A 9,422-nucleotide genomic window follows, 5' to 3' on the forward strand; every position below is an offset into this window, starting at 1 on the left:
GGCTGGATAGTTTGCGCTGACCTCGACACTGCGATGAGTGGGTAGGGCAGCGTATGGCCGTCGTCGATCCGTTGATCGAGCTGCGGGACGTCAACAAGCACTACGGGCAGTTGCACGTCCTCCAGAACGTCAGTCTCACCGTGGGACGCGGGGAGGTGGTGGTGGTCATCGGGCCGTCCGGCTCCGGTAAATCGACCCTCTGCCGGACGGTGAACCGGCTGGAGACCATCGAGTCCGGCACGATCACCATCGACGGCCAGCCGCTGCCGGCGGAGGGCAAGGGACTCGCCGGACTCCGCGCCGACGTCGGCATGGTCTTCCAGTCGTTCAATCTCTTCGCCCACCGCACCGTGCTGGCCAATGTCTCGCTCGCGCAGATCAAGGTCCGGGGCCGCAAGAGGGACGAGGCGGACCGCCGCTCCCGGGAGCTGCTCGAACGGGTGGGCCTCGCCTCCCAGGCGGACAAATACCCCGCCCAGCTCTCCGGCGGACAGCAGCAGCGGGTCGCCATCGCCCGAGCGCTCGCCATGGACCCCAAGGTCATGCTCTTCGACGAGCCCACATCGGCCCTCGACCCCGAGATGATCAATGAGGTCCTGGAGGTGATGCAGCAGCTCGCCCGGGACGGAATGACCATGGTCGTCGTCACCCATGAGATGGGCTTCGCCCGCTCCGCCGCCAATCGCGTCGTCTTCATGGCGGACGGCCGCATCGTCGAGGACCGCGCCCCCGAGGAGTTCTTCACCAACCCGCGGAGCGAACGGGCCAAGGACTTTCTCTCCAAGATCCTCAAGCACTGACCGGGGGCAGGCAGTGATGGCACGCATCCGACGCGCCCTGGCGGCGCTGCTCCTTCCGCTCGCGGCAGCCGCGGCCCTCACGGGCTGCGGCAAGGAAGGCAGCCCGCCCGTCAAGGGACCGCAGCCCGAGCAGCTCCCGCACTACCAGGTGAACACCTCCTTCGAGCTGAACGACTCGCCGACCTGGCGCAGAGCCGTGAAACGCGGCCACTTCACCGTCGGAGTCAAGGAGGACCAGCCCTATCTCGGCGAGAAGGACCCGGCGACCGGGCTCTACTCCGGCTTCGACATCGAGATCGCCCGGATGATCTCCGCCTCGCTCGGCCTCGACCCCGCGAAGATCGTCTTTCGGACCATCGCCTCGGCCAACCGCGAAACCGCCCTCCAGAACGGCCAGATCGACTACTACGTGGGCACCTACACCATCAACGACAACCGCAAGAAGCTCGTCGGCTTCGCCGGGCCCTACTACATGGCGGGCCAGGATCTCCTGGTGCGGGCCGGTGAGACGGACATCAAGGGCCCCGAGGACCTCGCCGGCAAACGCGTCTGCTCCGCCACCGGATCCACCCCGTACCAGCGCATCCAGCAGGACTACCCCCAAGCCGATCTCGTCGCGTACGACACCTACTCCATCTGCGTCGACAATCTGCTGACCTATCAGGTCGACGCCGTCACCACCGACGACGCGATCCTCACCGGATACGCGGCCAAGGCGCCGGACGAGCTGAAGGTCGTCGGCACGCCCTTCTCCCAGGAGCCCTACGGCATCGGCGTCCCCCGCGACGACAACGCCCTGCGCTTCGCCATCGACGACGCCCTGGAGGAGAACGAGAAGAACGGCAACTGGAAGAAGGCCTACGACGCCACCCTCGGCCTCTCCGGGGTCCCGGCGCCGCAGCCGCCCCCGATCGACCGCTACCCGGCGAGCTGAGGCAGAACGTGGACGTACTGACCGACAACTTCTCCCTGTACGCCGAGGGGTTCCTCGGCACCGTCCAGCTGACGTTCTTCTCCTCGCTGCTCGCCCTCGCCCTCGGCTTCCTCATGGCCGCCTTCCGGGTCGCGCCCGTCGCCTCGCTGCGGGCGATCGGCACCACCTGGGTGACCGTGCTCCGCAACACCCCGCTCACCCTGCTCTTCTTCGCCGTGCTGCTCGGACTGCCGCGCTTCGGCCTGGTGCTGCCGTTCGCGGTCTTCGCCGTGATCGCGCTCGGCTGCTACACCTCCGCGTTCATCTGCGAGGCGCTGCGCTCCGGCATCAACACCGTGCCCACCGGCCAGGGGGAGGCCGCCCGCAGCCTCGGCATGAACTTCGGCCAGACCCTGAGCTTCGTGGTGCTGCCCCAGGCGTTCCGCACCGTCATCCCCCCGATCGGCTCCACTCTCATCGCACTCGCCAAGAACTCGGCCATCGCGGGCGCGTTCAGCGTCACCGAACTGCTCGGCACCTATAAGACCCTCAGCGAGCTGGGCTACAACATCGTCTGGACCTTCGTCTGGATCGCCGTGGGCTATCTGATCATCACCCTCAGCATCAGCGCGCTCTTCAACGTGCTGGAGAAGCGCTATGGAGTCGCCCGATGAACGATTCCACCGCCCTCTACGACATCCCCGGCCCCCGGACCCTGCGGCGCCACCGCCTCTACGGAGTCATCTCGGCCCTCGCCATCCTGGCGCTGATCGGCTGGATCCTCTATCTGCTCTTCGACACCGGGCAGTTCGCCGCCGAGAAGTGGAGCCCCTTCGAGTACAAAGGCATCCAGGAACTGCTGCTGCGCGGCCTCGGCAACACCCTCAAGGCGTTCGCCTACGCCGCCGTGCTCTCGCTCGTCCTCGGCAGCGTCCTCGCCTGCGGCCGGCTCTCCGACCACCGCCCGGTGCGGTGGACGGCCACCCTGCTGGTGGAGTTCTTCCGCGCCATGCCCGTACTGGTGATGATCTTCTTCATCTTCGTGGCGCTGAAGGTGCAGCCGCTGCCCGCGCTGGTGGCCGGGCTGACCCTCTACAACGGCTCGGTGCTCGCCGAGGTGTTCCGGGCCGGCGTCAACTCCGTCGACCGCGGCCAGCGGGAGGCGGCGTACGCCCTCGGCATGCGCAAGACGCAGGTCATGACCCATGTCCTCGCACCCCAGGCGGTACGGGCCATGCTCCCCGCCATCATCAGCCAGCTGGTGGTCGCGCTGAAGGACACCTCACTCGGCTATCTCATCACCTACGAGGAGTTCCTCCACGCGGGAAAGCTCATCGCCTCGAACCTGGACTACAGTCTGCCGTTCATCCCCGTGGTGATGGTGATCTCGCCCATCTACATCGGGATGTGCATGCTGCTCTCCTGGTTCGCCACCTGGGTGGCCAGACGCCAGCGCCGCAACCCGAAGACGGAGGCCGTGGACATCGCCCCGGCCGAACCAGGAACGCTGCTGCCCGGGGACCCCACCGCGACCGGGAGGAAGTAGGGGACGGGCGGCAGTTCATGGGGCATGACCCGGCGCCCCGGGCGGGGCTCCGGCGGCAGCCGGTGATCACTTCTCGCACGGCGGGACCGACCGATACGGAAGGCCGGCCACGGGCGGGGAGAAGGTCAGCTGCGCGCCGGGGGGTTCGTGTCCGATGGAGTAAGGGCCGACAGTGCCGACGACCACGGCGGGCCGGCGACCGGCGGCGAACGGTTCGCCCCGCTCCCGCCGCGGACGGCGTACGGGCACTGCCGGCCGGCTTGCCGGGGCCGGGCGGGCCCGCGTCGCAGAGACGGGGGCGCCGCTCTCCCCGGCGGCGGCGTGCACCTCCCACGCACTCCTGACGCAGGCCGCCGGGTGCGGCTACAGTGCGCGGACACGCGCCCGACCCGGAGGTATCTGTGAGTCTTCCCGCCGCACGGAAGCTGTCCGTTCTGGCCGCCGCCGCGGCCCTGGTCTCCTCGGTCGGCGCCGCCGCGCCCTTACCCGGCGCTCCGGCCGCTCCGGTGAAGGAACCGGTCGCCGTCGGCTACGGCGGAGCCGTCGCCAGCGTCGACGCCGACGCCTCGGCCGCCGGGATCGAGGTGCTCCGCAACGGCGGCAACGCGGTCGACGCCGCCGTGGCGACCGCCGCCGCACTCGGCGTCACCGAGCCGTACTCCGCGGGCATCGGCGGCGGCGGCTACTTCGTCTACTACGACGCGCGCTCCCGTACCGTGCACACCGTCGACGGGCGGGAGACCGCGCCGCGTTCCGCCGACTCCGGCCTCTTCCTGGAGAACGGCAAGCCGATCCCGTTCGAGGAGGCGCAGACCAGCGGACTCGGCGTCGGCGCCCCCGCCACCCCCGCCACCTGGGACACCGTGCTCGACTCCTGGGGCAGCAGAGAGCTCGGACAACTGCTGGAGCCCGCCGAGCGGCTGGCGAAGGACGGCTTCACCGTCGATGCCACCTTCCGCTCCCAGACCCAGGCCAACCAGGCCCGGTTCGCCGACTTCCCCGCCACGGCCGAGCTCTTTCTGCCCGGCGGGCGGCTCCCCGAGGTCGGCTCCGTGTTCAAGAACCCCGATCTGGCCCGGACCTACCGGAAGATCGCCGACAAGGGCACCCGGGTGCTCTACCGGGGTGAGATCGGCCGGGACGTCGTACGGACCGTACGCACCCCTCCGGTCGCCGCAGGCGCCGCCCGCACGGTACGGCCAGGCGATCTGACGGCGCGTGATCTGCGCTCGTACGACACGATCCGCCGCGCGCCCACCAGAATCTCCTACCGGGGTCTGGACGTCTACGGCATGGCCCCCTCCTCCTCCGGCGGCACCAGCGTCGGCCAGGCGCTCAATATGCTGGAGCGCACCGAGCTCTCCGAGGCGTCCCCGGCGGGCCATCTGCACCGCTTCATCGAGGCGAGCCGGATCGCCTTCGCCGACCGGGGCCGCTGGGTCGGCGACCCGGCCTTCGAGTCCGTACCCACCAGGGGATTGCTCTCCCAGCGGTTCGCCGACGCGCGCTCCTGCCTGATCAAGGACGACGCGGTGCTCACCAGTCCGCTCGCGCCGGGCGATCCGGCTACTCCGGTGGCCTGCGGCACGACGGGGCAGGCCGCGCCGACGCCCCGCGATGCGGAGAGCACCACCCATCTGACGGTCGCCGACAAGTGGGGCAACGTCGTCGCCTACACGCTGACGATCGAGTCGACCGGCGGCAGCGGCATCACCGTGCCCGGCCGGGGATTTCTGCTCAACAACGAGCTGACGGACTTCTCCTTCGCACCGGCGAACCCGGCCGTCCACGACCCGAATCTGCCCGGCCCCGGCAAGCGTCCGCGCTCGTCGATGTCGCCGACGATCGTGCTGGACGACGGGCGGCCGGTGCTCGCGCTGGGCTCGCCGGGCGGCGCGACCATCATCACCACCGTCCTCCAGACCCTGACGGGCCGTCTGGACCGGGGACTGCCGCTGGTGGAGGCGATCGCCGCGCCCCGGGCCAGCCAGCGCAACCAGACCACGACGGAACTGGAGCCCGGACTCTGGAACAGCCCGCTCCGGGGCGAGCTGGAGCGGCTCGGCCACGCCTTCCGGCAGAACGCGGAGATCGGCGCGGCGACCGGCGTCGAGCGGCTGCGCGACGGGCGATGGGTCGCGGCGGCCGAGAAGGTCCGCAGAGGTGGCGGCTCGGCCATGGTGGTACGCCCCAGCGGAACGCCCTAGCAAGCCGGGGCCCGTACCCCGTCCGGCCCTGAGCGCACACGGCCCGTCCGGCGTCAACCGCCGGGCGGGTCACGTGCGTTGGAGCCCTGGTCGCGGCAGACCGCCATGCGGAGGGACCGGTTGCCGCCGGGAGCGGGCAGGGTCCGCGCCCGCCCGCCGGGGCGCTGTTCGTCGGGCGGTCCGGGGGCGGTTCGTCGGGCGGTCCGGGGCGCGGCTCATCCGGCGGTCCGGGGGCGCTGGTTCACAGGGCGGTCAGCACCCGGGGCCCGTCGTCCGTGATCGCCACCGTGTGCTCCGCGTGCGCGGCGCGACTGCCGTCGATCGTGCGTACGGTCCAGCCGTCCCGCGCCGTGTAGTGGCCGTCGCCCCCCCCGGCGATCACCATGGGCTCGATCGCCAGAACCATGCCATGGCGCAGCGTCAGGCCCCGGCCCGGACGGCCCTCGTTGGGGACGCCCGGGTCCTCGTGCATCCGGCGTCCGATCCCATGGCCGCCGAAGCCGTCCGGTATCCCGGCGCCCGCCGTACGGCAGACCTGCCCGATGGCATGGGCGATGTCCCCGATGCGATGGCCGACGACCGCGGCGGCGATCCCCGCCGCCAGGGCCCGCTCGGCCGTGGCGATCAGGGCGCTGTCCTCGGGGCGGGCCCGGCCCACCGTGAAGCTGACGGCCGCGTCGCCCGCCCAGCCGTCCAGCACCGCGCCGCAGTCGACGCCGACCAGATCGCCGTCGCGCAGCCGGTAGCCGTCCGGGATGCCGTGCACGATCGCGTCGTTGACGGAGACGCAGAGCACCGCGGGGAAGGGCGTCGGGGCCCAGTCCGGGCGGTAGCCGAGGAAGGGCGAGGAGGCGCCGGCGTCCGCCAGCACCGCGCGGGCCGCCCTGTCGAGCTCCAGCAGACTGACGCCCACCGCCGCGGCCTCGCGGGCGGCCTGTAGCGCTTGGGCCACCACTCGCCCGGCCGCGCGCATCGCCTCGATCGATGAATCCGTCTTGATCTCTACCATGCCAATTACTATACCGGTCGGACCGTTATTCTCATACCGGTCTCAGCGGCATTAGAATAACGGCATGGTCCGTACCCCTCTCACCCCCGAAGAGCGCGAGCGCGGCGAGCGGCTGGGCCGGCTGCTCCGTGCGGAGCGCGGCGAGCGCAGCATGGTGGAGGTCGCGGCGGCGGCCGGGCTCTCCGCCGAGACCCTGCGCAAGATCGAGACCGGCCGTGCCCCGACCCCGGCGTTCTTCACCGTGGCCGCCATCGCCGCGGCGCTCGGGCTCTCCATGGACGACCTGATGGCCCGCTGCGCCCTGGCGCCTGCCGCGTAGGCACGCCGTCGAGGGCTGGCTGCCTGTCGGTCTGTTCTGTCGGGCGGATGGTGTCAGTCCGCGGCGGGTGCCCGGTTCCGTACTGCCGGCTTCCGGGGGCGGATCGTGTCCCGGGTCGCGCCGGGAGGCCGGGATCGCCGGCCGCCGCGGTCAAGAAGGCGGTCTCACGCGTCCGGAGACGGGGCTGACGGCTGAAGGGCGCGGGCCAGGCGGCCGATGTCGGCGCCGTTCGCGGGCGCCGTTCCGGTGAGGGTGCCGACCAGCGCCTGGGCGAGGACGGTCGCGGTGCCGATCCGCGCGTCCTCCCGCTCGTCCCCGGTCGCCTTCCCGATCACGGCGTCACGTACCGACTGCGAGATGTCGAGCCCCCCGAACAGCTCGGGGAAGGACAGCGCCATCAGGCATACGCCCACATTGGCGGAGAGGATCGACTGGCCGGCCAGTTCGGGGGTCGTGCGCAGTCGCCCGGCGTCGCGGCAGCGCTCCACGGCCGACAGCAGCAGGGCCTGTGCTTCCTTGATCGCCTGCGGTTTGGCGTCTCCCGTCGGCGTGAACATCAGCCGGTAGAGGTGAGGGTTGCGGAGCGCGAACGCGACATGGGCGTCCCAGGCCGTACGCAGGTCCGCCACCGGATCGTCGGTGAACGGGTTCCGCCTCTTGTTGGCGAGGAAGCGCTCGAAGCCGATGTCGGCCACCGCGGTGAGCAGTCCCTGTTTGTCGCCGAACTGGCGGTAGATCTCAGGCATGCCGACGCCGGCTCGGTCGCAGATGGCCCGGGTCGAGATTGCCAGCGCGTCCTTGGTGGCGAGCAGTTCCGCGGTGGCTTCCAGGATGCGCTCTCGTGCCGTTGACATGCCTCCCACGATAACAGCGCTAACACATCGGACCTGGACTGATCCGGTGCAGAGGTGGGCAATAGGAGAGCTCTGTAATCGACGCTAACGAAATGTGTTAGCGTTGAAAACAGTTCGGAGGCCGACCCGCTTCCGGCCTGCCCGACCGTTCGTCGTGAGAGAGCTGGTACTTCCCCATGAACCGTTCGACGTTCCGCCGCGCCGCCTCGGCCGCCGTCGCAGTCACCGCGAGTGTGGCCCTCCTCTCCGCCTGCGGCGGCAAGGACGCCGACGACGGTGACAAGGCCGCGCCGGCCGCCACCCCCGAGGCCGCCGCCTCCGAGCCCGCTGCCTCCGAGGCCGCCGCTGACGCCGCGTTCACCGTCACGCACATCGGCGGGCCGACCACGATCCTGGAGATCGCGGGCTCGCGCATTCTGATCGACCCGACCTTCGACGCGCCGAAGAAGTACAAGAGCGGCCTGGAGAAGACGCAGGCTCCCGCGTTCGGCACCGACAAGATCGGCGAGATCGACGCCGTACTGCTCTCCCACCACCAGCACGACGACAACCTCGACGACAAGGGCCGCGCGCTGCTCAAGGAGATGCCCGTCGTGCTCTCCACGCCCGGCGCGCGGAAGACCCTCGGTGACCACGTCACGGGCATGAAGAGCTGGGACTCCCAGGAGCTGAAGACCCCCAGCGGCACCATCAAGGTCACCGCGGTGCCCGGTCTGCACGGCCCCGACGGCGTGGACCGGGGTGCGGACGGCGAGGTCACCGGCTTTGTGCTCAGCGGCAAGTCCGTGCCCACCACCTACATCTCCGGTGACAACGCCTCGGTCAAGGTCGCCAAGGAGGTCGGCGACCGCGTCAAGAAGGAGATCGGCCCCATCGACACGGCCGTCCTCTTCGCCGGCGCCGCCCGTACCCCCGCGATCCTCGACAACGCCCCGCTGACCCTCACCTCCAAGAACGCGGCCCAGGTGGCGAAGGACCTCGATCCCCGCAAGGTGGTCCCGGTGCACACCGACAGCTGGAACATCTACTCCCAGGACACGGAGTCCGTCGTGAAGGCGTTCCAGGACCAGGGGATCGACGGGAAGCTCGTCGACCTGGCGCCGGCCGGCGGCACGAAGAACCTGTCGTAGCGGAGGCGCGCCCCTCCCTCCCTCCCGCCTTTACCCGGGGCGGTCCCTGCCGCACTGCGAGCAGGGCCCGCCCCGCCCCTCCCTGACTGGAAAAGGATTCCCCATGGAAGCGTCCACCACCCTGCGCGATGTGATCGGTCTTCCCCAGGAGCTGCCGCGTCTGAGCGAGTCGGCCCTGATCATGATCGACTTTCAGAACACCTACCGCACCGGCGTCATGCGGCTCGACGGCGCCGAGCAGGCCGTGGCCGCCGGCGCCCGTCTGCTCGCAGCCGCCCGCGCCGCGGGCTCCCCGGTCGTCCATATCGTGAATGACGGCGGCGAGGGCACGCCGTACGACATCCGGGCCGAAATCGGCTCGATCAGCGACGAAGTCGCCCCGGTGGAGGGCGAGAAGGTCGTCGTCAAGCAGTCTCCCGACGCCTTCCACGGCACGGAGCTCGCGGAGACCCTCCGCGAGCTCGGAGTCGGCGGCAACCTGGTCATCGCCGGGTTCATGACGCATATGTGCGTCCTGTTCACCGCGCAGGGCGCCTTCAACCTCGGCTACCGCCCGACCGTCGTCGCCGAGGCCACCGCCACCCGCCCCCTGCGGTCGCCGGACGGCGCCGTTCTTCCGTCGCAGACGCTGCAGGCCGCGAGCC

Annotated in this window: 10 protein-coding genes; 8 read left to right on the forward strand and 2 right to left on the reverse strand. The window is 70.6% G+C overall.

Annotated features, from left to right (window positions below; genetic code table 11):
• Positions 1-53: 53 nt before the first annotated feature.
• The 5 genes from FF041_RS21415 to ggt all read left to right on the forward strand — a co-directional run bounded on the left by FF041_RS21415 (position 54) and on the right by ggt (position 5,466).
• The gene (locus FF041_RS21415; RefSeq protein WP_153524263.1) at positions 54-800 is read left to right on the forward strand and encodes an amino acid ABC transporter ATP-binding protein; all 747 of its coding nucleotides are present in this window, start codon (positions 54-56) and stop codon (positions 798-800) included.
• A 16-nt stretch (positions 801-816) separates the two neighbouring features.
• Complete coding sequence (locus tag FF041_RS21420) at positions 817-1,734, forward strand: glutamate ABC transporter substrate-binding protein (protein ID WP_153524264.1); 918 nt, start codon at positions 817-819, stop codon at positions 1,732-1,734.
• A gap of 8 nt (positions 1,735-1,742) precedes the next feature.
• Positions 1,743-2,387, forward strand: coding sequence for an amino acid ABC transporter permease (locus tag FF041_RS21425; protein ID WP_323392333.1), 645 nt, complete (start codon positions 1,743-1,745; stop codon positions 2,385-2,387).
• Complete coding sequence (locus FF041_RS21430; RefSeq protein WP_153524266.1) at positions 2,384-3,259, forward strand: amino acid ABC transporter permease; 876 nt, start codon at positions 2,384-2,386, stop codon at positions 3,257-3,259. Before FF041_RS21425 ends, FF041_RS21430 begins: the two co-directional genes overlap by 4 nt.
• 401 nt (positions 3,260-3,660) lie before the next feature.
• Positions 3,661-5,466 (forward strand): gamma-glutamyltransferase, encoded by a 1,806-nt coding sequence (gene ggt, locus FF041_RS21435; protein WP_323392335.1) that lies wholly within the window; start codon positions 3,661-3,663, stop codon positions 5,464-5,466.
• 241 nt (positions 5,467-5,707) lie between these two features.
• On the opposite strand, the gene map is transcribed toward ggt, so the two are convergent.
• Positions 5,708-6,475: a type I methionyl aminopeptidase gene (gene map / locus FF041_RS21440; RefSeq protein WP_153524267.1), complete on the reverse strand. Its 768-nt coding sequence runs from the start codon at positions 6,473-6,475 to the stop codon at positions 5,708-5,710.
• A gap of 64 nt (positions 6,476-6,539) precedes the next feature.
• Here map and FF041_RS21445 point away from each other — a divergent pair, with 64 nt between their 5' ends.
• The gene (locus tag FF041_RS21445; RefSeq protein ID WP_153482644.1) at positions 6,540-6,794 is read left to right on the forward strand and encodes a helix-turn-helix domain-containing protein; all 255 of its coding nucleotides are present in this window, start codon (positions 6,540-6,542) and stop codon (positions 6,792-6,794) included.
• A 164-nt stretch (positions 6,795-6,958) separates the two neighbouring features.
• Here FF041_RS21445 and FF041_RS21450 read toward each other — a convergent pair whose 3' ends face one another.
• Positions 6,959-7,648, reverse strand: coding sequence for a TetR/AcrR family transcriptional regulator (locus FF041_RS21450; protein ID WP_153524268.1), 690 nt, complete (start codon positions 7,646-7,648; stop codon positions 6,959-6,961).
• Positions 7,649-7,824: 176 nt separating this feature from the next.
• Between FF041_RS21450 and FF041_RS21455 the strand changes: the two genes are divergently transcribed.
• Both FF041_RS21455 and FF041_RS21460 read left to right on the forward strand, forming a co-directional pair.
• Positions 7,825-8,778 (forward strand): MBL fold metallo-hydrolase, encoded by a 954-nt coding sequence (locus FF041_RS21455; protein WP_153482647.1) that lies wholly within the window; start codon positions 7,825-7,827, stop codon positions 8,776-8,778.
• Positions 8,779-8,881: 103 nt separating this feature from the next.
• Positions 8,882-9,422: isochorismatase family protein (locus tag FF041_RS21460; RefSeq protein ID WP_153524269.1), on the forward strand; the 541-nt coding region annotated here is incomplete at its 3' end.

The sequence above is a fragment of the Streptomyces jumonjinensis genome, assembly GCF_009600885.1.
Lineage (GTDB): Bacteria > Actinomycetota > Actinomycetes > Streptomycetales > Streptomycetaceae > Streptomyces > Streptomyces jumonjinensis.